Consider the following 26506-nt stretch of genomic DNA (forward strand, 5'->3'; position numbering starts at 1 on the left):
TATTTTAAGAAACTGTAAAAAGAAGGGTTAGTCAAAATGCGGAAAAGGTGCCGGATGAAATGTCCAGGTGCCTTTTTGATTTATCATCAGGCGGAAGAAAATAATTTGTTTTAAAAACAATCGTTAAAGCTAATTAAAACATTTTTATAAAAATAACTAATCGATCCTCCTGAATATTTTTACCGGAGCCAGGAAAAAGTTATACTGATGTAAAGAGATAGAAGGGAATTTGTCTATGTTCAAATGGAGTGCAGTTATCTTTTTAGCGATGCTGGCGATATTTTTAATTTGGCAGTGGGAGATGGTATCCGAACTGCGAGGAGAGAATATCAGTTATTTTACTCAGGAAATCTTTCCTGAAACAGGATATGGAATCCTTGCAGTGACCATTCCTCTGTTAATAGCCCAGAATGTTTTCACTGTTTTTCCGGTAATTATTATCGTTACTATTCATGTCCTTTTATTCGGGTTCTGGGAAGGGTTGTTGTTTAGTTTCGCAGGAACAACAGCCGGTGCAGGCTTTTGCTTCCTTCTTGCCCGTTCGTGGAGTGAAGAAAAAGTCAAAAATTTCTGGAGTGGTAAAAAAGACCGCTGGGAAAAGGCTGCCATCCTGCTCGAACGGCACGGTATCGCAGCAATTGTCGTTTTAAGAAGTATCCCCGTTATGCCGAGTAATTTAATATCAGCCGCCGCAGCCTTAACACCTATGAAAGTTTCTGAATACATGTGGGGGACAGCGGCCGGAAATATTTCTATGATTTGGATATTGAGCCTTATTGCCGCACCTTTTTGGGCAGAACGGAGTGATTTTATTACATTGCTTATTCTCTATCTTATATTTTTAACTGTAACAGCGGTTATTTACTGGAGTGTTAGATTAAGGAGTAAGGAGGCAGTCTGATGATGACAGTAATGGCTTCAGTTTCATTTGCTTTGTTTGCTTTCAGCGTTTTCCTGTGGATGAAAGAACGAAACAGCGCCCTTACGGCAGCACCTTCCGTCATCAAAAAAAATATTACACCCGTGGAAGCCTCACTGATTACAGGAGATTCTTTCACTGTCCGGCACGTTACTGCAACCATACTGGACCTTGTTCTGAAAGAACACCTTTCTGCCGAAAGGACTGCAGACGGTCGGGTAATGTACATGGATAATGCTGATAGAAGCAAACTGAAACAATACGAGCGGTCACTCGTTGATTATTTGTTTTACAGAATAGGAAAAGATGGAACTTTCTTTATGGAAGACGTGGAATCGGCAACGGTCGACCCGGAAGAAAGAGGCAGCTTCTATACTTTTCTGGAGAAAGTAAAAAATGAGATACAAACGGAGCTTCGTGAATCAGTAATAAGCCGAAGGAGCAGAAACGCAAGGACTGTTCTTCCGCTGTCAAGTTTTTTGCTGATGATTTCAGGAGCAGTTATGCTGTTTGAGCACCCGGTTTCCGGGCTGGCTGTTTGGGCCGGAAGTGCTGTTCTCGGGGGACTGATGCTCAAACAGGAATGGCTTACTGCATATGGAATGGAAGAGAAAGAACGATGGCAGCGCTATCGAAACTATTTAAAGAACCACCGTACAGCTGGAGGCCCTTTGGAAGAGCTCGCTGCCGACTACGTTTATGCCGTAGCTTTCGGGCTGTCCGGCAATTACGAAGAAAATTATCCACTCAGGGACGCTTCGTCTTTACAGCTTCGGTCGAGCGAATTTCCGCTGTATATGCCGGCCGCAGGTACGGGAGCGCTTTTTATTATAAATCGTGGGGAATCGGAGCAGTTAACAGAAGCATTTTACAAGGCTGAGCATACTGAAGGAGATATTATCAGTACGAATGCCAATGATGACGGCGCATAATCCGGCTTCTCCAGCTCCCAAACCGCTTCATGACTGCCTGATGAATCACAGCCTGGCTTATAAGGTAAATCCACCATGGAAGGGAAGGACGGTAATGGGTTAAAGCAGCGTAAACGAGCCCGGGATGAACTCCGGAACGGATAAACCACAGCCGTCCCCGGGCGTAGCCTTTTCCGCCGGCCATTTTCCCTCCTTTAATAATCCATGCACTGATTTCGGGAGGCAGGTCTTTTTTGTTTTCTTGTTCCAATTCAAGCAGTTCGATACCGAATAACGAGAGAGCAACAATCGACGTTTCTTTTTGTCTGGACTGAATCAGTCGGCGGCTCCAGACCGGGAGAAATCTAAAATAGCTTTTCGCGATTCTTTCTGCATTTATCTGCGATTTTTCATGCCACGCCTGAACGGAAGTGACATGATGCTCTGATTTTGACGTGCTTTCATCGCTTTTATCCGCCTGAACGACATGTAAAGTAACATGGGATTTATTCGTCCAGTGCCGGAATAATTCCAAAAGAAATGTTTGTTGATTTTCATGTTTTCCCTGCTGCAGGTCATCATTGGTTGCTATTGGCAGTACGAGAGTAATTTGTCTGTATTTACTGCACAGCTTTTTAAGTGCAGCAGGTGTCAGTCTCAGATGTCCCGGCTCAAGTCCGGCATGTATACGGAGATAGTCTGCATCCGGATCCAGCGCCGGTGGTTTTTCTTGATGATATATTACTGCATGATTAATCATTTTGAGCACCTCTTCTTCGTTTCATGATACACTGCTAATAAAGAAAAGCAGGAGGGATAATGATGAAAACATTCCGATTATGTTCCCTGACTATTTTGTTTGATGAGGCTCCTTCAGAAGATGAACCTATGAAAGGTGTCAGTGTACCCCTTGTAGACGGTCTTATTATTAACAAAGAGGAAGCGGACAAAAGCTGGCTTCTTGAAGCGGTAGTCCATAAAGAGTGGAATGATTTTTTTCAGGAGTACCTGGATACCCAGCAGCCGCTCATGGCTGAAGTTACGATCACTAAAAAAACTAATGATCCTGCTACACTTTACTGCTCTATAAGTTCGGTTCACGAACTGCAGGATCACTTATCGGTACACATTGAAGGGCGGATCGTAGCTAAAAAGGAAGATCTGTCAGATATGCTTCTTCGCAGTCTGCTGGATGAAGGATATACTGGGGAGGATCTTTATAATGAATACCGGCGCCGAAAGAGCGACCGGGGCAAGGCGATTCAAAGCATTCTTTCCAATGCGTACGAGCAGGCAAAAGAAGAAATGGAAGATAAAGAATCATAAATAAGTTTAGCTTTATTTAATATTTCAGTAAAAAATCGTACTGTTTTTTAACGTATTAATAAAGCTTATGGCTTCCCTTTCATACTGTATAAATAAAACCTGGTATTTCAATGATAGTGTTCAGTATTAAGACGTTATTGCAGCAGGAAAGTTTCAATAGTTTCAGGTGCTTATCAGCTGCCTGCTGAAATTAATGCAGGCAGCTGATTTTTCTGTGTCGGGAGTGGAATGCTCTGCAGGAATCAGCGTGATAGTTATCATAGTATTCCAGAGATTATTTGTTTTTAAACCCCGTATCCCCTATGAAACAGCTTCCGGTTTTAAGAAAGCTTCAATCATACAGTATGCATGCTTGCCGTAACTACACTCATAAATTAAAATGTAGAAGAAGAAGGAGGAGGAGAAAATAATGAGACGAAAATTAACTGGAGTATCCGCTGTGGCAGGATGTATGTTACTATTTTCTGCCTGTGGAAATAACAATGAAGAAGCTGCTGATGAGATTGATGAAAACCTGCAGAACGATCCCGCCGGTGAGGAAGAAGTGGATCAGGAGAACATTGATGAGCCGGAAGAACAGGACGATGAACTGGAGGACCTGGAAGATCTTACATATCCGCAGTTTGAAGAAGATGAAAGTAATTATCCCCAGGCCGTGCTGCACACAAGCATGGGAGAAATTGAATTAATCCTTTTTCCGGAAGAAGCTCCGCTTGCCGTTGAAAATTTCATTACACTGGCAGAGGAAGGGTATTACGACGAAGTAATATTTCACCGTGTCATAGAAAATTTCATGGTACAGGGTGGTGATCCATCCGGAACAGGAATGGGGGGAGACAGCGCATTTGGAGAGCCTTTCGAAGATGAGTTTGATCCTTCACTCGGGCATTTTCGGGGAGCTCTATCCATGGCTAACAGCGGCCCGGATACGAACAGCAGTCAATTCTTTATCGTTCAGGCCGATGAGAGTCAGGTGTCAGAAGAAATGTTTCAGGACAGCGGCTTTCCCGAGCAGCGGGTAGAATACTATGTGGAAGAGGGAGGAACTCCGCATCTGGATTTTCAGCATACTGTATTCGGGCACGTGACGGAAGGAATGGATGTTGTTGATGAAATAGCCGCTGTGGAAACGGAATCAGCGGATAAACCTTCAGAAGATGTAGTGATCGAATCCGTGGAAATTGTCGATGAAGAATAGAAAAGAGTAATATCCGAAGTATTATGTAACCGTACGAATCAAGTTAACAACAGATAAAAAAGCCTTTTCCTGCCCAGGCGGCCGGGAAAAGGCTTTTTATTAAACGCCGAAATTAAGAAAGAAGGCTGCCTTACGGCAAGCCTTCCCTGCTTATGTATGGTGCTGACTACTTGGCATTGTCCCTGATCATATAATAAATGAAGAGGACGAGGACAACAAAGGCAAGAATCGTAAAAATGATTTCGCTGAAGCCGAATCCACCATTTTCATCTTCTGCTGCTTCTGCTGCAAAAACTGCTGCTGCCGGCATCATAACAAAAATAAATGTCAGAAGGCCTGCGGGCAATACCTTATTCCACATGAACTAATACCTCCAATTCTACTCACATATCACTTTAATTATAGAATGAAACGCTTCACAGTGCAATTGAAAAAGCTGGATAATTGAATAAATACGGCTGAACTGAAAGCACGAGAAGGTTTCAACGCTGTGCCGCGGCTCTGTCAGCGGAACAGTTTTTAATATTTCACTTAAAGCTGTATTGTATTTTTCAGCTTTGCTACCATTTATTTAATATCGATAGAAGTCAAAATCGACTGAAAAGTGATAGGTGAAGAACACATAAACATTTTAACAAATGCAGCAGTAAAAGAAACATGAATGCAGTTAAAAGCTGAACTTTGAAAATGAAATAATTTTACCCAGTGTAACATAGGCGGGGACACTCGGAGGATCAATGCCGTGGGCGGTTCTCCGCGGGAACAGGCCCCGGGTAAGTACCGCTGAGATTACAGCAGTGTTATATCCATCTCTTACACAAGCTAATTAAAGGCAGCATTTATAAAATTTGCTGCTTTTTCCTACTAAATTCTAAACTGTTTTAATACAGAGTAACAAACTACCCTCAATAAAATACTGTTTTAGAGAGAAATATACGTACTGTACGTCGATAAAAACACAATTGATAGAAAAAAATTAAAAATTGTTATAATAAAGGGTTGTTTTTATATAACTGTTGTAATACAATGAACTCATCTTAAAAATATATGGAGGGATTTACCATGATGATGTCCGCCGTTGAATTTTTCCGTAACCTGCCGCCTAAGCAATGCTCGAAATGTGGAAATCCTTTAGACGAAATGCATGAATCCTACATTCAGAAATGCCAGGAATGCGAACAGGATGCTGCAGCTTCACAATTGTAGAAATTCAAGCTTCCGGAATTTATTCCGGAAGTTTTTTTGTGTCATAAAACAGAAGCATTAACAGCATACAGCTCCCCGGATTCCAAATCGAGATTCTTACATCGAAAAAATAAGGCAGGCTGGTAACGAATATAGTAAAATATCTTCCGGGGAGTGATAATTTTGTATACTGTTTGGATAAAAAAAGCGGAAGATTTAGCTCAGGAATTTTTTAAAGATGACGCAAGCGGGCATGACGTGTTTCATACGATGAGGGTAAGAAGCCAGGCGGTCTCTATTGCGAAGGAAGAAAAGGCGGACGTGAAGCTGTGTGAACTAGCTGCTCTTCTCCACGATGTGAGTGATGAAAAATTTCACTTTACACAGTCTGCCGGGAAAGAATATTTAAATGAGTGGATGGTTACCCAGAACATCCCTTCAGATATAAGAAATAAACTGCAGCAAATTATTGAATCTGTTTCCTTCAAAGGGGGAAACGGAAAACAAACGGAAACACTTGAAGCCGGAGTGGTGCAGGATGCGGACAGGCTCGATGCGATAGGCGCCGTGGGGATCGCGCGCTGTTTCATGTATGCAGGATTTCACAGATCGCCAATGCACCACCCCGAACAGCAGCCTCGGTATAATTTGACGGAACAGGAATACCGGGATAACTCTGCTTCTGCAGTTACACATTTTTATGAAAAACTTCTGACTGTAAAAGACATGATGAATACACCTACAGGTAGAAGGCGGGCAGAAAAACGGCATAAAAGGCTGGAAAATTTTCTTGATGAATTTTACAGTGAGTGGAGCGGTACTTCTTAACAAGTGTAAACAAAGCAAGCATCGGGTAATTAAACAAGTAAGTGGTTTTAATTTGAAGGAGGCATAGAATGCGCTTAAAAAATAAACAGGTTCTCACTGTCGTTGAACATGAATTTGAAGATTCTGAACTGATTTACCCTCACTACCGTCTAAAAGAAGAAGGCGCAGTAGTACACATTGCAGGCCGGGAAGCTGATAAAGAGTATAAAGGAAAACACGGCGTGCCCGTTACTTCAGATCTGTCATTTGAGCAGGTAATTATTGAAGAATACGATGCACTTCTCGTACCGGGCGGATGGGCGCCGGATAAACTGCGCCGTTATCCCGAGGTGCTGAAAATGGTTCAGCATATGGATGACCACTCGAAAGTGATCGGACAGATATGTCACGCCGGCTGGGTGCTTATATCGGCAGATATTCTAAAAGGAAAAAAAGTAACGAGTACTCCCGGTATAAAAGATGATATGGTTAATGCCGGGGCAGAGTGGCATAATGAAGAAGTAGTTACAGATGGCCATATTGTTTCCAGCCGGCGTCCACCGGACCTTCCGGCATACGGCCGGGCGCTCGTTGAAGCAGTTGAGCGCGGATAAACCCGGAGCTGTCCATTGCGGGCAGCTTTTTCCTTTTGTTTGGAAAATAAGCTGTAACTCCACTCCTGCCCGACAAGTGACTTGAAGAGAGTGAAGCATAAACCTTAGAAACTTTTGGTTTGTAAAATCGGGGAGGTCAAATATCTAAACAACCGCCTGGCCGGATAGACAGACTAATTCCTTGTACTGCATGTTTTACATTATTTGTATTATACTTATTTTTACATATTAATCAAAAGGAGCCGTTAACGTGCAGCAATTAACATGGATTGACGCTTTAAAACATAAAGATCTGGAAATGAAAAATAAAAATCCACATATAAATATAAAAGAGCTTCAGCAGTATTTCACCTACTACGGGCTGGATATTACTACTTTTTCAGAATACCGTAATGAGTTCATTTATGTGGAAGATAGAAGGCTTTTTCTGCAGCTTTTCACACCTGCGTCCTGCAAAGGGATAGTCTTTATTATCCATGGCTACCTTGATCACAGCGCCGGACTTGCCAGAACAATCAACCGTCTTCTGCAGGAAGGCTACCAGGTGGCAGCGCTTGATCTCCCCGGCCACGGACTTTCCGGGGGGGCATCCGGCAGTATTGCGTCATTTGATGAATATGTAGAAGCTGCGGTGAAAGCATGGGGTAAAGTATCCCCATATTGTGCGAATGTTCCTCTTTATGGCCTGGGACACAGTACTGGAGCTGCAATTTTATTTCAGGCTGCCTGTGATAGAAAAATTCAATTCAGTAAAATGATATTTGCAGCCCCCCTTTATATGCCGTACCGCTGGCGGAAATTGCGAACCGGAATCAAGTTGTTCAGCCGGCTGGTCCCGAGACATAAAAGACGGTTCAAGAAAAACTCTGAAGATAAAAATTATCACCTTTTTACGAAAAACGATCCGCTGCAGGTGAAATTTCTGCAGGCAGAGTGGATGTTTGCTCTGGAAGCGTGGCACGGCCGCATAAGCCGCTGTCCTGTATACGGTGGAGAAATTCATCTCCTTCAGGGAAATAAGGATACAACAGTAGAATGGAAGGAAAATTTGAAGTTTTTCCGTGAAAAATGCCAGAACCTGCGCGTAACACTTTTTGAAGGGGCGAGACACCAGCTGCTGAACGAAAAAGACGCTGTCAGAAAGGCCGTAGAATCGTGTATAGTCCAAAGCCTGGAAGACAACAGGTCTCCTGGTAGTTAACCGGAGTCTGTATATGGTAGTATAGTTTCATACTTGTTAAATCAGACGGGAAAATAAGTAACTATTCAAATTAGAAATGCGGTGATGGTGATAGCTATTCAAAGCTCCGTCAAACTTTTTACAGAGGCTCTTCTCGAAGGGGACCATGCAGAAGCAATGGCGGTTGTGAAACAATGGAGGGAAACGGCTTCGAGGTTTTATCTTTACAGAGATCTAATTACTCCTGCGATGTATGAAGTCGGTAAAATGTGGGAAATGGGAGAAATTTCGGTTGCGGAAGAACATCTCGCTACAGGGACGTGCGATTTTATATTAAGCCAGACAGAATACGAACTCGTCAATCAATCGAAATCCATTGACGGAGTACCGAAAGCATTTTTCTACACTATGGAAAATGAGCAGCACTATCTGGGGTTGAAAATGGTATCTATCTTATTTAGGGAACGTCAGTGGAATGTAAAATTCCTTCAGTCAGAGCTGCCTCCTGAATACGTGGTAAAGGAAATCGATCGCTGGCAGCCGGGTGTCGTCGGGGCTTCTTTTTCATTAAGTTACCGTGTGGAGGAACTGACAAAATACCTGGAAGCTTTTGCTTCCTCTAAGAAAAAGATGGAGATTTTAATCGGCGGTCGATTAGTTTCCCGGCATGATTTTTCCGGAGACAGCAGATTTTCTGCAAATTTCATAAAAAGTCTGGATGACCTGGATCGGTGGTTTAAAGAACGAGAGGAGAAAAAGAAGGATGATATTAATGGAGACACAGGCACCTCTTCCATTAGTTAAAATAAATGCAGAAGGCGAAATAAAAGCGTGGACGAGGGAGGCATCCAGTCTCTTTCCGGAAGCTTCTCTGCTGATGGAACTTATCGAAGAAGGAAGCAGGGAAAAATTTAATAATATCCTGATGCAGCAGCAGATCGTAAGAGGAGCGGAAATAAATATATACAGCCGGGATGGGGGAGCAGTTCTTTGTTCCATTTTTGCTTCGCCGGTAGAAGAAGGCTGGGAGGTGGCGTTTGCTCCATTATCCGACAGTTATCATAAAGTATCCAGCCGCCTCTTAACTCTTCAGACAAGACTGAGCGAAACGAATTTTGAGCTTTATGAAAAATCGGAAAAGCTTCAGCATGTTGTGAAGCGGTCTGATAAACTTTCGGGGCCATTCATAGAATTAACGGAAAATATGGCTCTTATCCCTTTGTTCGGGGATTTAACCGTGGAAAAGCTGACGGCGATTGAGGAGCAGGCGCTGCAGGGCTCCTATTACTCCCAGCCGGAACGGATACTCATTGATTTTACCGGCGTAGGAACTGTCGATGAAGAAGGAGTTCAAAAATTTTCCGGTCTCGTACTCGTGTTTCAGCAAATGGGTATAAAGATTGTGCTTATTGGACTCCATCCTTCTCATGCAAGAGTTCTTGCCCCGGTACGCAGTGAACTGGAGGTTGAATTTGATCATTCTGCTAAAACGGCAGTAGAAAAATGGCTCCGCCTTGAGAAGGAGGAAGAAGGATATGAGAAAACATCCGTTGACTCCCTGAGCATCTGGAAGTAAAGTTGAGTTCAACTTTCCAGCCTCTGACGGTTTTTCCCGGTTCAAAACAGAAGAAAAACAAGTTTTTCTTACATTCGACGACGGGCCGGGAAAATATTCCGTACCTATTCTGGATGTGCTGAAAAGCAGGGGGGTTCCATCCGCATTTTTCTGGAATACCCGTACTTTGTTCAGTAACAGACCATGGAACAGACTGCTGAATGAAGGTCATCTGCTTGGATCACACGCCCATACCCATGTGAATCTCGATACGATGCCCTCTTTGTTTCAAAAAAGACAGCTGGAGGTCAGCTGCAGACAGCTGCAGAAAATAACAGGAAGATATCCTTTACTGTTTCGCCCCCCTTTCGGCAGATATAACAAAACGACGCTGGAAGTTCTGCGCGGGCTGAAGATGCAGATGGTTCTCTGGAACATATCTTCCCTGGACTGGGAACTCCGGAAGGATCCGCAGCAGATCGTAAGAAATGTGGTTAATAATCTCCAACCTGGAGGAATCATTCTTCTACACGAACTTCCTCAGACTTTACGGATACTTCCTGAACTTCTGGATAAAATAATGGAAGCAGGATATGAGTGTATCATTCCTGATTCCGTAAACTTCATAAAACCTCAGGAAAAGAAATGAAGTCGTCTTCTCCTGTTCCGCCTCCTGATGAATGGTTTCCTGCAGTTCATTCCACGGAGGCGTTTTTTAGTACGTCGTCTTTTAACCTGCCGGAGCATCTGCGCGTATTGCTATGCAAACGTCTATTCGATACACTGAAGGGAGCAGAATCCAGAAAGGAAGGAATGAAATGATAGGGAAGAAAACACTTCAAGAGCTGATAAACGAACTGAAAGAAGAGCCGTCTATTGATCACTGGGTGGAAATACCTGCTCTGGAGGCTGTGACAGCTCCTTTTCCGGAACAGCTCCATCCTAAGCTTGTAAATGCTTTAAAACATAGAGGAATAAAGGAGCTGTACACTCACCAAAAAAGTGCTTTCGAAGCGGTGCAGCGAAATGAAAATGTAACAGCCGTCACACCGACGGCTTCCGGTAAAACTCTCTGTTACAATCTCCCGGTAATCGACCGTTATTTTAAAAATAAAAGTGCCAGAGCACTTTATCTTTTTCCGACAAAAGCATTGGCCCAGGATCAGAAAACAGAACTGAATGAACTCATTGATGAAATGGAATCTGACTTGAAGAGCTATACGTATGACGGGGATACACCGGCTAACATTCGTCAGGTTGTAAGAAAAGCCGGACATATCGTCATTACAAATCCGGATATGCTCCATTCTGCTGTTCTGCCTCATCATACGAAGTGGATTTCGTTATTTGAAAATCTGGAAACTGTAGTTATAGATGAACTTCATACGTACAGGGGAGTATTCGGTTCCCACGTAGCAAATGTAATCCGCAGGCTGAAACGGATCTGCGCCTATTATGGAAGCGACCCAACGTTTATCTGCACTTCAGCAACGATCGACAATCCGGCGGAACTTGCAGAAGGATTAATAGGAGAAAAGGTGGAACTCATTAATAATAACGGGGCACCACGGGGAAAAAAGCACGTTGCTTTCTACAATCCCCCCATCGTACATGAACAGCTTAATATACGTAAAAGTGCTACAAAAGTCGTGAACGAACTGGCAGCCCGCTTTCTTGAAGAGAAAATCCAGACGATAGTATTTGCACGGAGCCGGGTCCGGGTGGAGATTATTTTAAGTCATCTTCAACAGCTGATAAAAGACGAATATACGAAGCGGTCCATTCGAGGATACAGAGGAGGGTATCTTCCGAATCAAAGAAGGGATATTGAAAAGAGCCTCCGAAGCGGCGAGACGATCGGGGTAGTCAGCACGAATGCTCTTGAGCTCGGAGTGGATATTGGTCAGCTCCAGGTCTGTATTATGACCGGCTACCCTGGATCCATCGCTTCTTCGTGGCAGCAGGCCGGGCGGGCCGGCAGAAGACAGGATGAATCGCTTGTAATTATGGTAGCGGGATCCACTCCTCTGGATCAGTATGTGTTCAGCCATCCGGAATATTTCTTTGAAGGATCCCCGGAATCTGCAAGAATCAATAAAGATAATTTAATCATTTTAATTGATCACGTTAAATGTGCAGCGTATGAACTGCCGTTTCAAAAAAATGAGAACTTTGATGATCTAAAAGCGGAGGAAGTTGAGGAACTGCTTGATTATTTAACCGAAAGCCGGGTGCTTCATCAGCGGAACGACCGATGGTACTGGATGAACGATGCATTTCCGGCACATAATATCAGTCTTCGTTCAGCTTCCCAGGAAAATGTTGTTATTATTGACCGGACGGTGTCCTCCGCCCATCGGGTGATAGGAGAAATGGACACATTCAGTGCGCTGACTCTTCTTCACGATGAAGCAATTTACCTTCACGAAGGTATTCAGCACCAGGTTGAGTATCTGGACTGGGAAGAGAAAAAAGCATACGTACAGCAGGTGAGCGTGGACTATTTTACAGATGCAAATCTGGCGGTCAAACTCACTGTGCTGGCAGTCGATAAAGAAAAAAACGTCAAGGAAGCGAGAGTACAGTACGGTGATGTAATGGTTACCGCGATGGCAACTATTTTTAAAAAAATTAAACTGGACACATTTGAAAATATCGGCTCCGGCCCCATCCATCTTCCGGAGCAGGAGCTTCATACAAATGGAATGATGCTTGAATTCAGTGAAGATGTTTTCGAGGGGCTTGGGGACGACGAAACAGAGCAGGTACTGCTCGGGGCGGCCTACGTATTACAGCACGTCGCTTCCGTTCACGTTATGTGCGACAAGCAGGATCTTCATGCGGTGCCGGAAGTAAAATCCGTGCACGCAGAACTGCCTACGGTTTATCTCTACGACCGGTATCCAGGCGGAGTTGGTCTTGCTTCCAAAGTGTATGATCAGTCAGAAGAAGTGCTGGAAAAAGCCCTCCGTTACGTGCAGAGCTGTCCCTGCGGAGAAGGGTGTCCATCCTGTACAGGTCTGCCGGGCGTGGAGACCGGAACAAACGTTAAAAACTGGACAATTAAGCTTCTTGAATACATGACGAAAGGAGAGCGGGAATGAGCCTGAAGAAAAAGCTGCTCCGAATGAAGACACATCTGCCGGATGAACCGGTTCCTGAAGAGAAACAATCGTTATCCGGAGAGGAGAAAGCTCTAAAAGCACTCGGTTTCACCCCTTTTTACCTGGAGCAGTGCCGCTCCTACCGCAGAAAAGTACTGTACGAGTGGGAAGATAAAGAGATGTATACACGAATGGAGCGTCTACGGAATTTCTGGGAGCAAAACGACTCTGCTCATCCGCTCAGTTTCCAGTATCCGGTGGAAAATCTCCTATTTTTTGATACAGAAACGACCGGTCTTTCAACCGGAGCAGGTACGATGATTTTTTTAATCGGTTATGCAAGAGTAAAAAAGGATGGTATTGAAGTAACTCAGCATTTTCTTCCCGGGCCGGAACAGGAGCCGGCGTTTCTCGGTGGATTTCTGGAAGATTTCGGAGAGGAAGATATTATCGTATCCTACAATGGAAAATCGTTCGACTGGCCCCAGGTCCGCTCAAGACATGCCTTTTTGCGGAGAGAGCTGCCGAACCTTCCGGAAACAGGGCACATCGATCTCCTTCATGCAGCAAGACGTTTCTGGAAAGAAGAACTTCCCTCCTGCCGGCTGGCGGTGGTGGAGGATAAAAAATTAGGCGGAGGACGGACAGATGATACCCCGGGCAGTCTTGCTCCGCTGCTTTATTTTGAATACATGGAATCAAATAATCCTGCACCGCTCAAAGGCATCATGGATCATCACGATCAGGATGTACGGACGCTTGTACAGCTTTATGCACTGATAGCAGAAAAAATCATCGGAAGCGCTTCTCATATTACGGCGAAGGAGCACGAAGCAGCCGCCCACTGGTGGGAAGGACTTAAAGAATTGGAAAAGGCGGAGCACCGCTGGCTGGCTGCAGAGCAGTCGGCAGCCGTTTCTTCCCCCCGGCGTATTTACAGGCTCGCGGTAAATAAAAGAAAACAAAAAAAACTGCGTGAAGCTGCCCGCCTGCTTGAAGAGCTCAGAACCTCCCGTTTTCCTTTGCCGGAAGCGATGGAGGAGCTGGCAAAATATTATGAGCATACAGAAAAGAACATTGATGAAGCTTTTGCCGTGACAGAAGAAGCACTTCGGTTACCGATGCCTGAAAAGATGAAAGCCCGTCTCCGCAAACGGCAGGAGAGGCTGCTTCGGAAAGGGGCCGTTCATGAGCAGTGAGTATAAACAAATAATCAGGAAGACGTTTCCGTTCGATCTGCTTACCGATGAACAGTTCGAACGAATGATGAAGGAAACGACAAGAACGTCTTTTCAGGAAAACGAATTTCTCTTTCAGGAAGAAGAGGAGGAAGTGGAAGTTTTTTTCCTTCTCAAAGGACTCGCCAAAAACGTCCTCCACCGGGAAGACGGACAGCATGTTTCTGTACGTTTCTACTATCCGGGGGATCTGATAGGTCTTATGATTCTTTTAGCAGGAGGACGAATGAATTTTTCCGTGCAGGCGCTGGAAAACTGTGAAACGATACGTTTTAAACGCACCGTATTTTTAGAGCTTATGAGTGAAAACGAAGCATTCAGTGAAGTAGTACTGAGTGGTATCGGAGACCGGATGAAATCTCTTTATGATGAAATTAAAAAAGAGCGCAGTGCCGGGGACAGGGAGAACATCGGTATTTTCCGTACGAGAGTGCAGAACATCATGGACCGGGCGGAAATGATTCCGGAATCGTTTACTGTAAAGCAGGCTGCGGCAAGAATAACGAAGCGGAAAGTTCCAGGTCTCGTCATTACAGACCGCGGCGGTCTTCTTCAGGGAGTAATAACACAGCAGCAGGTAATACAGGCTCTGCTGGACGATGGACCGGACGCCCTTGTTTCCGTGTGGATGGATGACCGTCCGCAGACGATACAGGAAAATGCTTTCGGTTATGAAGTACTGACGTTTTTCAAAGATGATTACATTGATCTTGTTCCGGTTATGAGAGGGGAATACGTAGCAGGAATTCTAGTCGCGGAGTCCTTTCTGCAGCTTCAGGATTCAAAATACCTCCACCTTTCCTACCGGCTCCAGCATGCGGATTCCATTAAAGAAATTTCCGCTGTTGCACCAAAGCATCATCCCGACTTTCACGCTTTTACAGAAGCGCTGTTAAACGAGCGGACCCAGGCTTCAGAAGTATGCGAGTTTATCTCGAGCTACAATGATCAAATCCACCGCCGTGTTATTCAGCTCGCTTTAAGAGCGATGCGCAGAGAAGGGCGCGGGGCTCCCCCGGTCAACTACTGTTTTATCGTGATGGGAAGCCAGGGAAGAAAAGAGCAGGCATTCAGCACGGATCAGGATAACGGATTAATACTCGATAATTACCGCCATTTATCCAATTGGCGGGAAGTGGAGAATTATTTTCATCTGTTTGCGGCCAAAGTGAATGAAGGACTTGCTGAAGCCGGATTTCCTGAATGTACAGGAGGGATTATGGCGCGGGAAAGAAAATGGTGCCGCGGGCTGGATGAATGGAAAGAAGAAGTGTTCCGCTGGGTCAGGGAAAGCGACAGTGAAGAAATAAGAAACTTTACGATTTTTATTGACTACCGGCCCGTCTTCGGGGATTTTACTCTTGCGGAAACACTGCGTGATGCAGTGACAGAACGTATCCAGAAAGGGCGTCTTCTCCACGCGCTTCTGATGAAAGATACGCTTCGTTTCCGGGTGCCTGTCAATCCGTTTGGAAGAATGGTCATCCGCGGTCCTGGAAAAACGATTGATCTTAAAAAAGATGCCTTAATGCAGATAGTCAACGGTGTAAGAATTTTTGCCATACGGTATGGAATCAAAGATCCGGGTACGACAGCACGTCTGAAAAAGCTGGAGGAACTGGAAGTGTTTCATCCTCGTGACGTAAAAAATGCGAGACTTGCGATGGATGTTCTCCATGAACATCGGATACGTCAAAATTTAAAGGATCTCCGCGCGGGGGCGGGGCTGACGAACAGAATTGCCCCGCTGGAGCTTGAAAAAGATGAACGGCGGCAGCTGAAAGAAGCACTGATTGTAGCTAAACGTCTTCAGCAGATGAGTGAGCTGAGCTTCCAGAAAAACCGGGGGATATGATTATGATGCGGCAGGTATATACTTATATAAAACATGACAGACCCCGCTTCAGGCATTTCCAAAAAGAATGGATAAACGAACATAGAGACGAATGGCATCTGGCCAGGGAGGCTGTGAAACAGGCAAACACTTCCGCTTATCCATTTGAACCGGATGTCGAGAAAGCAGAATTTACCGTTTTCGATCTTGAAACTACCGGTTTTTCTATGCATATGGGGGACGAGATACTTTCTGTCGGCGGTGTTCATTTCAAAAAAAATCAAACTGACGCAGAGGATTTTTATTCTGTAGTACGGTCATCCAAGCCTATACCTCCGGTAGTCACAAAACTGACCGGGCTTACAGATACTGATACTCGGGAAGGCGAAGCTTTTCCAAGTGTTCTCATAAAATTTCTCCGGTTCACACACGGACGGATCCTATCGGCACACCCGGCAAGCTTCGATGTCCCCTTTTTAGAAGCAATGTGCCGGCGCTGGAACCTACCTCTGCTGAAAATGCCGGTGCTCGATACAGCGAAACTCGCAGCACTTCTTTACCCGGGCCAGGATACAAGCCTGGAAGCGCTACTGTCCCGTTTTCAACTGGCGGAAAGGCAGGGACATCATGCTCTTACCGACGCGAAAATTACGGCAGAAGTACTTCAGCACCTGCTGGAGAAAGCGGCAGAGGAAAATTACTGGTCGCTGCCCTCACTGATTAAAGATACCCACCGTGTTGCAGGTAAACGGAGGAGAATCTAAACGTTGCATTCCCCATTGTTTTTGCTTATGCTTTTAGTAACGAGTTTCCGGTTGAAAAGCCGGGATATATGAAGAAAGCTGCTTTGCTTCTTTTAATTGAAGTAAGGCAGCTTTCTTCCAATGGGGAGGACATAATGTACACCGCACTTGCAATGAGCGGGTATAAGCCGCATGAACTGGGAGTTTTTCAGGAAAAACATGAACAGCTTCCCTATTTAAAAAAAGCGATTAAAAAAAAGCTCTCGGAAATGATCGAATCCTGGGGTGTGGAATGGGTGATTACGAGCGGCCAGGCCGGTGTCGAGCTGTGGGGCGCTGAAGCAGCACTTGAACTCAGGGAGGAAGGAGTACCGCTGCAGATTGCTACGCTCGCTCCTTTTTACAACCAGGAGGAAAAATTTCCGGAGGCTACGAAAGAGCTGTACGAATATGTATGGCAGCACAGTGACTATAAGGACTACATTACAAAGCGTCCTTATGAAAGCCCGGCCCAGCTGCGCCAAAAAAATGATTTCATCATCCTAAAGACAGATGCCCTGTTTTTGTTATATGATGAAATGACGGAAGGCACTCCGAAGTTTTATGCAGAGGCAGCTGAGAAGCGCCAAAAACTTGAAGAATACCCTGTCTTTTACCTTACACCGGAAGATATTGAAGATTTGATCCGTGAAGAAATGGATGACTGGGGGTAAAACGGAGCTGTTAAACTGAAAATTAAATTGCTGATGAGGTGACTTGTATGGAACGAGTATCTAAAATGACAAAAAATGATATTTATGAACGCGAGTTTAAAGCAAGCATGCGTGGATACAATCAGGACGAGGTCGATCAGTTTCTCGACGAAATCATTAAAGACTACGAAGCATTTGAAAATCACATTCAAAAACTCGAAAAGCAGATAGAAGATTTAAAGGAAAACCGGCCGGTACGGGAAGGAAATAAACCTATGCCAAAACCGCACCAGGCAGGTAACACAAATTACGATATCCTGCGCAGGCTGTCGAATCTGGAAAAGCACGTCTTTGGCAGCAGATTGAACGAATAGGTGCTCCCAATGCTGGAAATTTATATCGACGGGGCAAGCGCCGGCAATCCCGGTCCTGCCGGTGCCGGCATTTATATGAAGCGGGGGAGCGCTATGTGGAAAGAAAGCTGGCCGCTGCCCGGAATGTCCAATCACGAAGCGGAATTTCATGCGTGCCTGAAAGCACTGAAACGTGCGGAAGAAGAAGGGTTCCGCATTGTCTCCCTCCGGTCGGATGCAAAAGTACTTGTTGAAGCAGTGGAAAAAAGGCATACGAAAAATAAACAGTTCCGGCCACTGCTCGAGGAAATACTTCATGTGATGGATACGTCTTTTGACCACGTCTTCATAAAATGGATTTCCTCCTCCCGGAACGGGGAAGCAGACAGACTGGCGAAGACGGCTGTTCAGCAGTCACAGAAGGAATATAAACATTGATTTTTAATGTTTTGATATGGTATAATTACTCTCGTTGTTTACACACATTTGTATTCGGGTAATCGCTGTGCATTCCATTGCATAGAGGAAAGTCCATGCTCGCACAGCCTGAGATGGCTGTAGTGATCGCGCCTGACGAAAAAATAAGTCAGGGCAGCCGGAGACGGCTGACGGCGGAAGGTATGCCTGCCTCCATCTTCGATGGAAACGGCATAAACTTCTTTAAAGTGCCACAGTGACGGAGCTTTTCCGGAAACGGAAAAGGTGGAACGAGGTAAACCCCGCGAGCGAGAAACCCAAAATCAGGTAGGGGCACTCCTGGAAAGGAATTCAACAGACCAGGAGACAGGCACAGCCTGTAGACAGATGATTGCCGCTTTTGTACGAGGGTGACTCCCGTTTGCAGTACGAAGTAACAGAACATGGCTTACGGAATACAAATGGCGTCCTTTGAGATGCAACGGCCTCACGATGCTCGGCGTCGTGGGGCTTTTTTTAATACGAAGTATGACAGGAGGCAGAAATGATGAAATATAAATTATTTGCAACGGCGACAATGGGACTGGAATCCCTTGTTGGGAAAGAATTAAAGGAGCTCGGCCTGGAAAATATCGAGGTGGAAAACGGGCGTGTGCGCTTTGAGGCTGATGCTGAAGGAATTGCGAGAGCCAATATGTGGCTGCGTACTTCAGACCGCGTCAAGCTCATTATCGGGGAATTTAAAGCATTTACATTTGATGAGCTTTTTGAAAAAACGAAAGCTCTCCCATGGGAGGAGTTTATTGCAGAAGACTCGGAATTTCCCGTGCTCGGACGTTCCGTGAAATCACAGCTGTTCAGTATATCGGATTGTCAGGCGATTGTTAAAAAAGCGATTGTCGAAAAGCTGAAGCAGACGCATGCTGTCACCTGGTTCCGGGAAGAAGGACCCCTTGCACGGGTGGAAGTTGCCCTGCACAAAGATACGGCGCTGCTCACGCTTGATACGAGTGGGGACGGTCTTCATAAAAGAGGATACCGGCCGGAACAGAACCAGGCACCGCTTAAGGAAACACTCGCTGCCGCTCTCATTCAGCTTGCCAACTGGCGTCCGGACATCCCTCTTCATGATCCATTCTGCGGTTCCGGAACAATTCCTATCGAAGCGGCCATGATGGCCCAGAATATTGCGCCTGGAGTGAACCGATCTTTTTCTTTTGAAAAATGGGGATGGTTTCCGGAGAAAGCTCATGCCACCGTCCTGGAGGAAGCAGAGGACCTCGCTGATTACGACCGCTCCTTTGAAATTACAGGGTCCGATATTGACCGTACGATGATTGAAGTGGCAAGGCGGAATGCGATGGAAGCGGGTTTTCCTGATCAGATTTACTTTAAGCAGATGCAGGCAAGGGATTTTTCCACAGACCGCCAGCAGGGAGTACTTATCGGGAACCCTCCCTACGGTGAACGGATGACGGATAAGCAGGGAGTGGAGCAGCTTTATAAAGACATGGGGGCAGTGATGAAAAACTACCCGCACTGGAGTGTATATATTATTACGACTCACGAAGAATTTGAAAAACTTTACGGGAAAAAAGCAACGAAAAAGCGGAAGCTCTATAACGGAAACTTAAAAACGCATTATTATCAGTACTGGGGAGAACGGCTTCCGAAAAAATAGCTTCCATTTGCCAATCATTCCCACAGCAGTCTATAATACGGGGAAGAGGAGGGAAACAAATGCTTCTGGATAAAAGAAACAGACCGTTCAGGGATCTGCGGATTTCTGTAACGGATAAGTGTAATTTGAGATGCCGGTACTGTATGCCGAAAGAAATTTTTGATGATAACTTTCCTTTTCTCCCTAAAAACGAATTGCTGACGTTTGAAGAAATATATGAAATTACGAAAGCCGCGGTGGAAATTGGTGACGTAAAAAAACTTCGGCTCACCGGCGGAGAGCCGCTGCTTCGAAAAGATCTTCCCGAACTCATAGCCATGCTGTCCAAGCTGGAAGGTGTGGAGGATATTGCAATGACCACCAACGGCATTCTGCTTCCTAAATACGCGGAGTCTTTAAAGAAAGCAGGACTGCACCGGGTATCTGTAAGCCTGGATTCTCTTGATAATACACGTTTTCAGGAGATAACAGGGAGAACAATGCGCGTCCAGCAGGTTCTTGATGGTATAGAGGCGGCAGAACGTGCCGGTCTTAAAGTGAAAGTGAATGCGGTAGTGAAAAAAGGAATGAATGAGGAGGATGTTCTTCCGATGGCCCGGCATTTTCGTCATACCGGGGTTACACTGCGCTACATTGAATATATGGATGTAGGCAACGCCAATGGCTGGAAACTGGACCACGTGCTTTCCAAAAAAGAGATTATTGCGATGATAAACGATGAGTTTCCTATTGAATCAGCAGCTCCGTCCTATAAAGGAGAAACGGCCGACCGCTTCCGGTATAAGGATGGTGCCGGGGAAATAGGGGTGATTTCCTCTGTGTCTGATGCATTCTGTGATTCCTGCAGCCGTGCCAGGCTGACAGCTGACGGCCAGCTTATTACCTGTTTGTTCGCTGTCACCGGGACGGATCTGAAAAAAGTAGTAAGAAGCGAAAAAGAACAGCTTCCGGAAGTTCTGGCCGGACTCTGGAGCAGAAGAGACGATGCTTATTCAGAGCAGCGGCTGAAGGAAACGAAAAAACATCACGGGAAAAAGCTTGAAATGCACCGCGTAGGCGGATAACAAAAAGCACGCAGTTTTCTGCGTGCTTTTTGTTATCCTTTTTCCGGGTTAAACAGATCGCTGTGTCTGCTGTGACTGAAGACGATGTCATCGATATCATCATCGTAATCGACAGTCATTCCGTCAAAATACCAGCTGTCAGCTTCTGTTACACAAAATGTTATTCCGGAAGTTTCTGTACTTCTGTAAGGCATGTCGGGGCTGCCTTTAAACACACCGGCTGAAAAGCCGCCGGATCCAATACCACCGACACGGACAAACAAAGACAAGCTGCTCCCCGTTGTAAGTTCCATCTCATTTTTATAAAAGTCGGCCGCTCTCGTTGTAACGGTTAAATCCATGCGATCACCTCACAGATAATAGTATACCATGAACAGGAAGCTGGAATAAAACAGCTGAACAATGAAAATATTGGATGGAGTGCGTATAATACTTACTGTATTGCGAAAGAACTACATAACAGGAGATGATAATTATGACTATCGAACAGATTAAGGAAACAGAACAGAGATTCCTCGATTACGTAAACAAAATTTCTCATTACGAAGAAGCTGTCGGTCTGATGACGTGGGATCTTAGAACCGGTGCTCCGAAAAAAGGCATTGCCCGCCGGGGAGAAGCCGCCGGAACCCTTTCCTCCGAAATATTTCACATGAATACTTCCGAATCGATGAAGGCCTTTTTAAGCGAACTTAAAACGTCGGAGGCATGGGAGAATATTCAGGAGGTGACACGGCGGGCCGTTCTTGAATGTGAAGAAAATCTGAAAAAGTTTGAAAATGTTCCCCCGGAGGAATTTAAAGCATATGTCATTTTAACTGCCCGTTCGGAAGCTGCCTGGGAAGAAGCGAAGGAATCAGGAGACTTTCAAACAATGCTCCCGTACCTTGAGCAGATTATTGCCTACCAGCGGAAATATGCCGGGTGGAAAGGATTCAAGGACCACCCTTATAATGCCCTTCTGGATGATTACGAACCCGGTCTGACTGTAGAGACGGTGGATGCTGTTTTCTCCCGTCTGAAACAGGCTATTGTACCGCTCGTAGAAAAAATTCAAAAGGAGGGAGCAGCTCCGGAAACGAATTTTCTCTTTCATCCCTTTCCTAAGGAAAAGCAGGAATCATTCAGCCGTGAAGTACTGAAAAGCATGGGCTACGATTTTGAAGCCGGCAGACTGGATACAACCGTTCATCCATTTGCTGTCGGGCTGAATACAGGGGACGTACGGGTAACAACAAAATATGACGAAAAAGATTTCCGGACAGCGGTTTTCGGGACGATTCATGAAGGAGGGCACGCGCTCTACGAGCAGAATATCAGCCCGCAGTTGGACGGAACTCCGCTTTCCGGAGGGGCGTCGATGGGGATTCACGAATCCCAGTCTCTTTTCTGGGAAAATTTTGTCGGCAGACATATTAACTTCTGGAAAAAGCATTATCCTGTATTGAAAAATTATGCAGCTGGTCAGTTCGATGATATTCCGCTTGAAAAGTTTTACCGGGCTGTGAATGCTGCCGGTCCCTCCCTCATTCGAATTGAAGCGGATGAACTGACTTACTGCCTGCATATTATTCTCAGGTATGAACTCGAAAAAGCACTGATTAATGGAGAGATGGAGGCAGCAGATCTTCCGGAAGCCTGGAACGATAAAATGGAGGAACTGTTCGGCATCCGGCCTTCCCATGACGGCGAGGGTGTTCTGCAGGACGTGCACTGGCCGGGAGGAGCTTTCGGGTATTTTCCTTCTTATGCGCTCGGTTACGTGTATGCCGCCCAGCTGAAGCATGCCATGATCCAGGACCTTCCGGAATTCGACAAGCTGCTTGAAGAAGGCCGTCTGAAGCCGGTAAAAGATTGGCTCACAGAAAACGTGCATAAACATGGTAAAGCTGAAAAACCATTGGACATCATTCAGAAAGCCACGGGAGAAAAAGTAAATGCGGACTATTTGATACAGTACTTAACAGACAAATACAGCGCTGTCTATAAACTGTAAAGAAGACACAAGCAGGGACAGAAAAACACTACGTAAAAGGAGCGAAGGCAGTGATTGAATTTGACAAAGTATCCAAGCAGTTTCCTGACGGTACTAAAGCGGTGGATAATATCAGCTTCCGGGTGGAGCCCGGAGAGTTGTTCGTCCTTATCGGTCCAAGTGGCTGCGGTAAAACGACTACGATGAAAATGATTAACCGGCTGATTGATACGACCTCAGGAAAAATAAGCATTAATGATGAAAATATACTCCATAAAGATCTGCACAAGCTCCGATGGGAAATCGGATACGTACTGCAGCAGATCGCTCTTTTTCCGCATATGACGATTGCTGAAAACATTGCCATAGTTCCGGAACTGAAAAAATGGGAGAAAAAAAGAACAGAAAAAAGAATTGATGAATTAATGGAAATGACAGGTCTTGACCCTGACACTTACCGTAACCGGCTTCCAAAGGAGCTCTCGGGCGGTCAGCAGCAGCGGGTCGGCGTTATACGTGCTCTTGCGGGGGATCCGGATATACTGCTCATGGACGAGCCGTTCAGCGCTCTCGACCCTATCAGCCGGGAGCAGCTGCAGAAAGATATTGCCTCCCTGCAGAGGGATATTAAAAAAACTATCGTTTTCGTAACACATGACATGGATGAAGCCCTTCAGCTCGGTGATCGGATTGCAGTGATGCAGGAGGGGAAAATCGTCCAGATGGACACCCCGGATAATCTGCTTGAGCACCCTGCAGATGACTTTGTCAAATCCTTTATCGGCGAACGGAAAGACATGTGGGAAACGAGAGTCGAAGCAGCGATGATGCCGGTTCCTGAACCCCTGCCGCCGGACCTGCCTTCCGTAAACGCGGAGCTGAGCCTTAGAGAAGCAGTGCGTGTTCTCCAGGAATCGGAGAAAGAGCAGGCAGCCGTGCTGAAAGAAAACAAAATTGCAGGTGTGATAACGAATAAGTCTGTTCTGGCATATCTTATGCCCGGGCAGAAGAAGGAAGGTGGGAGAAAATGACCTTTTCTTCTGTCCAGACATTTTTTCAGCTTGCCAATCAGCGGTCGGACCTTTTAATTAATGCGCTCTGGCAGCACGTCGAGATGTCCCTGATTTCATTATTAATAGCGGTGTTTATCGCTGTTCCTTTAGGGGTGTTTCTTGCGGTCTACAAAAAAGGAGCAGAACCGGTCATCGGCACAACTTCTGTTATACAGACGATTCCGAGCCTGGCTCTTTTAGGATTTTTGATCCCTTTCGTCGGGATCGGCACGCTTCCGGCAATTATCGCGCTTTCCGCTTATGCGCTGATGCCGATACTCCGTAATACGTATACCGGGGTCAAAGGCGTGGATCCTGCCCTGACAGAAGCTGCCAGAGGAATGGGGATGACATATAAACAGATGCTCGTGAAAATCCAGCTTCCGCTTGCGATGCCTACAATAATGGCCGGTATAAGAACCGGTATGGTACTTATCGTAGGTACGGCTACACTCGCAGCACTTATCGGTGCGGGGGGACTCGGGGATCTGATCATGACAGGGCTTAACCGGAGTAATAATTACTACATTCTCCTTGGTGCAATCCCGGCGGCCTTACTCGCTTTGTTTTTTGACGCAGTACTGCGCATAACAGAAAAAAAATCAAGCGGTGTGTCCATCGCCCCGATTTTTATAGTTGTCGGTGCAGCGGTTCTTCTCGTTTCCCTGCCGCCGGTGCTTCAGGCAGTCAACATGGCCGGGGAAGATGAAAAGGAAGAGATAGTGATTGGAGGAAAGCTCGGTGCAGAACCTGAAATAGTGATAAACATGTATAAGCTGCTGATTGAAGCGGAAACAGACTATGAGGTTCTGCTTGAGCCGGGACTCGGGACGACAGATTTTGTGTTTGAAGCTGTACTTAACGAAAATCTGGACGGCTATTTTGAATTCACAGGAACAGCTATTACAACGCTTCTTGATGAAGAGCCGGTCAGTAACGACGAAAGAGAAGCATTTGAACAGGCGAGGGAAAGAATGGCCGAAGAATACGATCTCATTTTTCTGGAACCGATGGGTTACCAGAACACGTACGCTCTTGCAGTAAGAGAAGATTTTGCTGAAGAAACAGGGGTCGAAACAATATCTGACCTTGTGCCTCTGGAGGAGGATCTCACCGCTGCTTTTACGTTTGAATTTGCTGATCGGGAGGTAGACGGTTATCCGGCGATTCAGGAGGGCTATGGTCTTAACATCGAGGACGTCCAGACGATGGATCCGGGGCTGCGTTCAGAAGCGCTCGTTGCTGAAAATGTTGATCTTATCGATGCGTACTCTACGGACAGCTATATGATACGGTATAATCTGACCGCGCTTGAAGATGACGAAAATGTTTTTCCACCGTTTAATGGTGCACCGCTTTTTCGGGCGGATATCCTCGAAGAATATCCGGAAATTGAACCGGTTCTCAACCAGCTCAGCGGTATGATTACAGAAGAAGAAATGATGGAAATGAATTATGCAGTCGATGAAGACGATGAAGACGCTGAAGAAATTGCAGAAAATTATCTTCAGGAAGCAGGTTTACTGGAAGAGTAAAACGAATATAAATAGAATAAGGGAATGTTTTTTTCTGGGGGGATGGATAAGGATGTTCAAAAATATTTTACTGGCAGGCGATGGTTCGCAGCACTCGCTCCGGGCGTGTGAAAAAGCTGTATATATTGCAGAGCGTACGGAAGGTGCGCACATTAAGCTGATTCATGTCGTGGACGATCTTCCAATACGCACGGATGTCATGGACGAAGAAATGAAGCCGAGGGATATCCCGGAGCACAGGCGCCGGCGTGTACAGCACCTTATTGACTATCTTGAAGAAACCGGCGTCTCTTTTGAAGTGAAACACGTCTTTGGAGAACCCGGACCTACGATTGTCCGTGAAGCCAATGACAATGCAGCAGATCTTGTAATCATCGGGAGCCGTGGTCTGAACCAGTTCCAGCAGATGGTGCTCGGGAGCGTCAGCCATAAAGTGGCTAAACGGGCGGATTGTCCGGTGATGATTGTTAAATAGGAGGTATAACTATGATGAATCAGGAAGAACGCAGAGAAGTATTAAAAAATTCAAAGCACATTGCTGTAGTAGGTCTCTCCGATAAGCCTCACCGAACGTCGTATCAGGTAACTGAAGCACTTCTTGACGCGGGGTATGAGATTACGCCGGTAAACCCGGTGGTAGAAGAAGTTTTCGGTCGTAAAGCCGTCGCTTCCATCAGCGAGCTCGGGGATGATGTGGATATTATTAACGTATTCCGCCGGAGTGAATACCTTCCCGAACTAGCAGAAGAAACAGTAAAAACAAATATTCCCGTATTCTGGGCCCAAACCGGTGTGTATAATGAAGAGGCAGAAAAGCTTTTAAACGAACACGGTAAAAAAGTAGCTATGGACTACTGTATTAAAGTAGAACACGCAGTGCTTATCGGAAAAAAATAATAATGAGATGAAAAGATGGCTCTACAGCCATCTTTTTTTCATGGTCTGTACTTTTAAAAATCGTCTCACGAAACGTAAATACATACTGTTTCTTTCCTTTATTCATAAAGAAACAGGCTGTAATTTAAAAAATGCGTACATACGTTTGACAAATCCCCCTCCTTTCCGTTAATAATAGTAAATGCAGAGATGCTCGTGAAATAGCATACGAACTATGATAAAGTGA

At 45.5% G+C, this 26506-nt stretch carries 28 protein-coding genes, 1 other RNA gene and 1 pseudogene; 26 read left to right on the forward strand and 4 right to left on the reverse strand.

What is annotated here, in order from left to right:
- The first annotated feature begins 235 nt into the window (after positions 1–235).
- Together C6Y45_RS05485 and C6Y45_RS05490 are read left to right on the forward strand one after the other, a co-directional pair.
- Entirely contained in the window at positions 236–901 is a 666-nt protein-coding gene (locus tag C6Y45_RS05485) for a TVP38/TMEM64 family protein (RefSeq protein ID WP_107584060.1), read from the forward strand.
- Positions 901–1851 carry a DUF2207 family protein gene (locus C6Y45_RS05490; RefSeq protein ID WP_107584062.1) on the forward strand — a complete coding sequence of 317 codons (951 nt, stop codon included), beginning with the start codon at positions 901–903 and terminating at the stop codon, positions 1849–1851. The genes C6Y45_RS05485 and C6Y45_RS05490 overlap by 1 nt, the downstream gene beginning before the upstream one ends.
- Here the strand turns inward: C6Y45_RS05490 and C6Y45_RS05495 are convergent.
- The gene (locus C6Y45_RS05495) at positions 1820–2590 is read right to left on the reverse strand and encodes a hypothetical protein (protein ID WP_107584064.1); all 771 of its coding nucleotides are present in this window, start codon (positions 2588–2590) and stop codon (positions 1820–1822) included. The two genes, C6Y45_RS05490 and C6Y45_RS05495, sit on opposite strands and share 32 nt — an antisense overlap.
- Positions 2591–2652: 62 nt before the next feature.
- Here C6Y45_RS05495 and C6Y45_RS05500 point away from each other — a divergent pair, with 62 nt between their 5' ends.
- Both C6Y45_RS05500 and C6Y45_RS05510 read left to right on the forward strand, forming a co-directional pair.
- On the forward strand, positions 2653–3156 hold the full coding sequence (locus C6Y45_RS05500; RefSeq protein ID WP_107584066.1) for a YwpF-like family protein: 504 nt from the start codon (positions 2653–2655) through the stop codon (positions 3154–3156).
- Positions 3157–3565: 409 nt separating this feature from the next.
- Positions 3566–4354 (forward strand): peptidylprolyl isomerase, encoded by a 789-nt coding sequence (locus tag C6Y45_RS05510; RefSeq protein WP_245922581.1) that lies wholly within the window; start codon positions 3566–3568, stop codon positions 4352–4354.
- A gap of 166 nt (positions 4355–4520) precedes the next feature.
- On the opposite strand, the gene C6Y45_RS05515 is transcribed toward C6Y45_RS05510, so the two are convergent.
- Positions 4521–4715, reverse strand: a complete 195-nt coding sequence (locus C6Y45_RS05515) for a hypothetical protein (RefSeq protein ID WP_107584070.1) — start codon at positions 4713–4715, stop codon at positions 4521–4523.
- Positions 4716–5422: 707 nt separating this feature from the next.
- On the opposite strand from C6Y45_RS05515, the gene yhfH reads away from it, so the two are divergent.
- The 17 genes and pseudogenes from yhfH (at position 5423) to moaA (ending at position 20821) form a co-directional block, all read left to right on the forward strand.
- Positions 5423–5560 carry a protein YhfH gene (gene yhfH / locus C6Y45_RS05520; protein ID WP_425427856.1) on the forward strand — a complete coding sequence of 46 codons (138 nt, stop codon included), beginning with the start codon at positions 5423–5425 and terminating at the stop codon, positions 5558–5560.
- Positions 5561–5722: 162 nt separating this feature from the next.
- Positions 5723–6367 (forward strand): HD domain-containing protein, encoded by a 645-nt coding sequence (locus C6Y45_RS05525; protein ID WP_245922583.1) that lies wholly within the window; start codon positions 5723–5725, stop codon positions 6365–6367.
- A 68-nt stretch (positions 6368–6435) separates the two neighbouring features.
- Complete coding sequence (locus C6Y45_RS05530) at positions 6436–6960, forward strand: type 1 glutamine amidotransferase domain-containing protein (protein ID WP_107584074.1); 525 nt, start codon at positions 6436–6438, stop codon at positions 6958–6960.
- A 250-nt stretch (positions 6961–7210) separates the two neighbouring features.
- Positions 7211–8161, forward strand: a complete 951-nt coding sequence (locus C6Y45_RS05535; RefSeq protein ID WP_107584076.1) for an alpha/beta hydrolase — start codon at positions 7211–7213, stop codon at positions 8159–8161.
- A gap of 84 nt (positions 8162–8245) precedes the next feature.
- On the forward strand, positions 8246–8944 hold the full coding sequence (locus C6Y45_RS05540) for a cobalamin B12-binding domain-containing protein (protein ID WP_107584077.1): 699 nt from the start codon (positions 8246–8248) through the stop codon (positions 8942–8944).
- Positions 8913–9716 (forward strand): STAS domain-containing protein, encoded by an 804-nt coding sequence (locus C6Y45_RS05545; RefSeq protein ID WP_146159153.1) that lies wholly within the window; start codon positions 8913–8915, stop codon positions 9714–9716. Before C6Y45_RS05540 ends, C6Y45_RS05545 begins: the two co-directional genes overlap by 32 nt.
- 55 nt (positions 9717–9771) lie before the next feature.
- Positions 9772–10344, forward strand: a pseudogene (locus C6Y45_RS05550) (polysaccharide deacetylase family protein); the annotation flags it as partial.
- Positions 10345–10513: 169 nt separating this feature from the next.
- A complete protein-coding gene (locus C6Y45_RS05555; protein WP_107584083.1) occupies positions 10514–12799 on the forward strand; it encodes a DEAD/DEAH box helicase in 2286 nt (761 codons plus the stop codon).
- The gene (locus C6Y45_RS05560; RefSeq protein WP_107584085.1) at positions 12796–13998 is read left to right on the forward strand and encodes a ribonuclease H-like domain-containing protein; all 1203 of its coding nucleotides are present in this window, start codon (positions 12796–12798) and stop codon (positions 13996–13998) included. Before C6Y45_RS05555 ends, C6Y45_RS05560 begins: the two co-directional genes overlap by 4 nt.
- Positions 13988–15892: a DUF294 nucleotidyltransferase-like domain-containing protein gene (locus C6Y45_RS05565; protein WP_107584087.1), complete on the forward strand. Its 1905-nt coding sequence runs from the start codon at positions 13988–13990 to the stop codon at positions 15890–15892. Before C6Y45_RS05560 ends, C6Y45_RS05565 begins: the two co-directional genes overlap by 11 nt.
- Before the next feature lie 2 nt (positions 15893–15894).
- On the forward strand, positions 15895–16635 hold the full coding sequence (locus C6Y45_RS05570) for a 3'-5' exonuclease (RefSeq protein WP_160058149.1): 741 nt from the start codon (positions 15895–15897) through the stop codon (positions 16633–16635).
- A gap of 68 nt (positions 16636–16703) precedes the next feature.
- A complete protein-coding gene (locus tag C6Y45_RS05575; protein WP_425427853.1) occupies positions 16704–17327 on the forward strand; it encodes an SLOG family protein in 624 nt (207 codons plus the stop codon).
- Positions 17328–17374: 47 nt separating this feature from the next.
- Entirely contained in the window at positions 17375–17680 is a 306-nt protein-coding gene (gene gpsB / locus C6Y45_RS05580; RefSeq protein ID WP_107584091.1) for a cell division regulator GpsB, read from the forward strand.
- Between the two features lie 9 nt (positions 17681–17689).
- Entirely contained in the window at positions 17690–18097 is a 408-nt protein-coding gene (locus tag C6Y45_RS05585; RefSeq protein ID WP_107584093.1) for a reverse transcriptase-like protein, read from the forward strand.
- Between the two features lie 50 nt (positions 18098–18147).
- Positions 18148–18532, forward strand: an RNA gene (rnpB, locus tag C6Y45_RS05590) — RNase P RNA component class B.
- A gap of 88 nt (positions 18533–18620) precedes the next feature.
- Entirely contained in the window at positions 18621–19757 is a 1137-nt protein-coding gene (locus C6Y45_RS05595) for a THUMP domain-containing class I SAM-dependent RNA methyltransferase (protein ID WP_107584095.1), read from the forward strand.
- A gap of 59 nt (positions 19758–19816) precedes the next feature.
- Positions 19817–20821, forward strand: a complete 1005-nt coding sequence (moaA, locus tag C6Y45_RS05600) for a GTP 3',8-cyclase MoaA (protein WP_107584097.1) — start codon at positions 19817–19819, stop codon at positions 20819–20821.
- A 32-nt stretch (positions 20822–20853) separates the two neighbouring features.
- Here moaA and C6Y45_RS05605 read toward each other — a convergent pair whose 3' ends face one another.
- Positions 20854–21162 carry a HesB/YadR/YfhF family protein gene (locus C6Y45_RS05605; RefSeq protein ID WP_107584099.1) on the reverse strand — a complete coding sequence of 103 codons (309 nt, stop codon included), beginning with the start codon at positions 21160–21162 and terminating at the stop codon, positions 20854–20856.
- A 134-nt stretch (positions 21163–21296) separates the two neighbouring features.
- On the opposite strand from C6Y45_RS05605, the gene C6Y45_RS05610 reads away from it, so the two are divergent.
- The 5 genes from C6Y45_RS05610 to C6Y45_RS05630 are packed head-to-tail and all read left to right on the forward strand — an operon-like array spanning position 21297 to position 26280.
- Positions 21297–22817, forward strand: coding sequence for a carboxypeptidase M32 (locus C6Y45_RS05610; protein ID WP_107584100.1), 1521 nt, complete (start codon positions 21297–21299; stop codon positions 22815–22817).
- A gap of 50 nt (positions 22818–22867) precedes the next feature.
- The gene (locus C6Y45_RS05615) at positions 22868–23827 is read left to right on the forward strand and encodes an ABC transporter ATP-binding protein (protein ID WP_107584102.1); all 960 of its coding nucleotides are present in this window, start codon (positions 22868–22870) and stop codon (positions 23825–23827) included.
- On the forward strand, positions 23824–25383 hold the full coding sequence (locus C6Y45_RS05620) for an ABC transporter permease/substrate-binding protein (RefSeq protein WP_107584104.1): 1560 nt from the start codon (positions 23824–23826) through the stop codon (positions 25381–25383). Before C6Y45_RS05615 ends, C6Y45_RS05620 begins: the two co-directional genes overlap by 4 nt.
- 52 nt (positions 25384–25435) lie before the next feature.
- Entirely contained in the window at positions 25436–25858 is a 423-nt protein-coding gene (locus tag C6Y45_RS05625) for a universal stress protein (protein WP_107584106.1), read from the forward strand.
- An 11-nt stretch (positions 25859–25869) separates the two neighbouring features.
- Positions 25870–26280 (forward strand): CoA-binding protein, encoded by a 411-nt coding sequence (locus tag C6Y45_RS05630; protein ID WP_107584108.1) that lies wholly within the window; start codon positions 25870–25872, stop codon positions 26278–26280.
- Here the strand turns inward: C6Y45_RS05630 and C6Y45_RS18075 are convergent.
- Positions 26264–26386, reverse strand: coding sequence for a hypothetical protein (locus tag C6Y45_RS18075; protein ID WP_281260591.1), 123 nt, complete (start codon positions 26384–26386; stop codon positions 26264–26266). The two genes, C6Y45_RS05630 and C6Y45_RS18075, sit on opposite strands and share 17 nt — an antisense overlap.
- Positions 26387–26506 lie beyond the last annotated feature (120 nt).

This window comes from Alkalicoccus saliphilus (assembly GCF_003044065.1).
GTDB lineage: Bacteria > Bacillota > Bacilli > Bacillales > Salisediminibacteriaceae > Alkalicoccus > Alkalicoccus saliphilus.

Bases quoted from the DNA above. Each gene is read 5' to 3' on its own strand.
- C6Y45_RS05485 (WP_107584060.1), top strand. From the start codon at position 236: ATGTTCAAATGGAGTGCAGTTATCTTTTTAGCGATGCTGGCGATATTT.
- C6Y45_RS05490 (WP_107584062.1), top strand. From the start codon at position 901: ATGATGACAGTAATGGCTTCAGTTTCATTTGCTTTGTTTGCTTTCAGC.
- C6Y45_RS05495 (WP_107584064.1), bottom strand. From the start codon at position 2,590: ATGATTAATCATGCAGTAATATATCATCAAGAAAAACCACCGGCGCTG.
- C6Y45_RS05500 (WP_107584066.1), top strand. From the start codon at position 2,653: ATGAAAACATTCCGATTATGTTCCCTGACTATTTTGTTTGATGAGGCT.
- C6Y45_RS05510 (WP_245922581.1), top strand. From the start codon at position 3,566: ATGAGACGAAAATTAACTGGAGTATCCGCTGTGGCAGGATGTATGTTA.
- C6Y45_RS05515 (WP_107584070.1), bottom strand. From the start codon at position 4,715: ATGTGGAATAAGGTATTGCCCGCAGGCCTTCTGACATTTATTTTTGTT.
- yhfH (WP_425427856.1), top strand. From the start codon at position 5,423: ATGTCCGCCGTTGAATTTTTCCGTAACCTGCCGCCTAAGCAATGCTCG.
- C6Y45_RS05530 (WP_107584074.1), top strand. From the start codon at position 6,436: ATGCGCTTAAAAAATAAACAGGTTCTCACTGTCGTTGAACATGAATTT.
- C6Y45_RS05540 (WP_107584077.1), top strand. From the start codon at position 8,246: ATGGTGATAGCTATTCAAAGCTCCGTCAAACTTTTTACAGAGGCTCTT.
- C6Y45_RS05545 (WP_146159153.1), top strand. From the start codon at position 8,913: ATGGAGACACAGGCACCTCTTCCATTAGTTAAAATAAATGCAGAAGGC.
- C6Y45_RS05555 (WP_107584083.1), top strand. From the start codon at position 10,514: ATGATAGGGAAGAAAACACTTCAAGAGCTGATAAACGAACTGAAAGAA.
- C6Y45_RS05560 (WP_107584085.1), top strand. From the start codon at position 12,796: ATGAGCCTGAAGAAAAAGCTGCTCCGAATGAAGACACATCTGCCGGAT.
- C6Y45_RS05565 (WP_107584087.1), top strand. From the start codon at position 13,988: ATGAGCAGTGAGTATAAACAAATAATCAGGAAGACGTTTCCGTTCGAT.
- C6Y45_RS05570 (WP_160058149.1), top strand. From the start codon at position 15,895: ATGATGCGGCAGGTATATACTTATATAAAACATGACAGACCCCGCTTC.
- C6Y45_RS05575 (WP_425427853.1), top strand. From the start codon at position 16,704: ATGAAGAAAGCTGCTTTGCTTCTTTTAATTGAAGTAAGGCAGCTTTCT.
- gpsB (WP_107584091.1), top strand. From the start codon at position 17,375: ATGGAACGAGTATCTAAAATGACAAAAAATGATATTTATGAACGCGAG.
- C6Y45_RS05585 (WP_107584093.1), top strand. From the start codon at position 17,690: ATGCTGGAAATTTATATCGACGGGGCAAGCGCCGGCAATCCCGGTCCT.
- C6Y45_RS05595 (WP_107584095.1), top strand. From the start codon at position 18,621: ATGATGAAATATAAATTATTTGCAACGGCGACAATGGGACTGGAATCC.
- moaA (WP_107584097.1), top strand. From the start codon at position 19,817: ATGCTTCTGGATAAAAGAAACAGACCGTTCAGGGATCTGCGGATTTCT.
- C6Y45_RS05605 (WP_107584099.1), bottom strand. From the start codon at position 21,162: ATGGATTTAACCGTTACAACGAGAGCGGCCGACTTTTATAAAAATGAG.
- C6Y45_RS05610 (WP_107584100.1), top strand. From the start codon at position 21,297: ATGACTATCGAACAGATTAAGGAAACAGAACAGAGATTCCTCGATTAC.
- C6Y45_RS05620 (WP_107584104.1), top strand. From the start codon at position 23,824: ATGACCTTTTCTTCTGTCCAGACATTTTTTCAGCTTGCCAATCAGCGG.
- C6Y45_RS05625 (WP_107584106.1), top strand. From the start codon at position 25,436: ATGTTCAAAAATATTTTACTGGCAGGCGATGGTTCGCAGCACTCGCTC.
- C6Y45_RS05630 (WP_107584108.1), top strand. From the start codon at position 25,870: ATGATGAATCAGGAAGAACGCAGAGAAGTATTAAAAAATTCAAAGCAC.
- C6Y45_RS18075 (WP_281260591.1), bottom strand. From the start codon at position 26,386: ATGAATAAAGGAAAGAAACAGTATGTATTTACGTTTCGTGAGACGATT.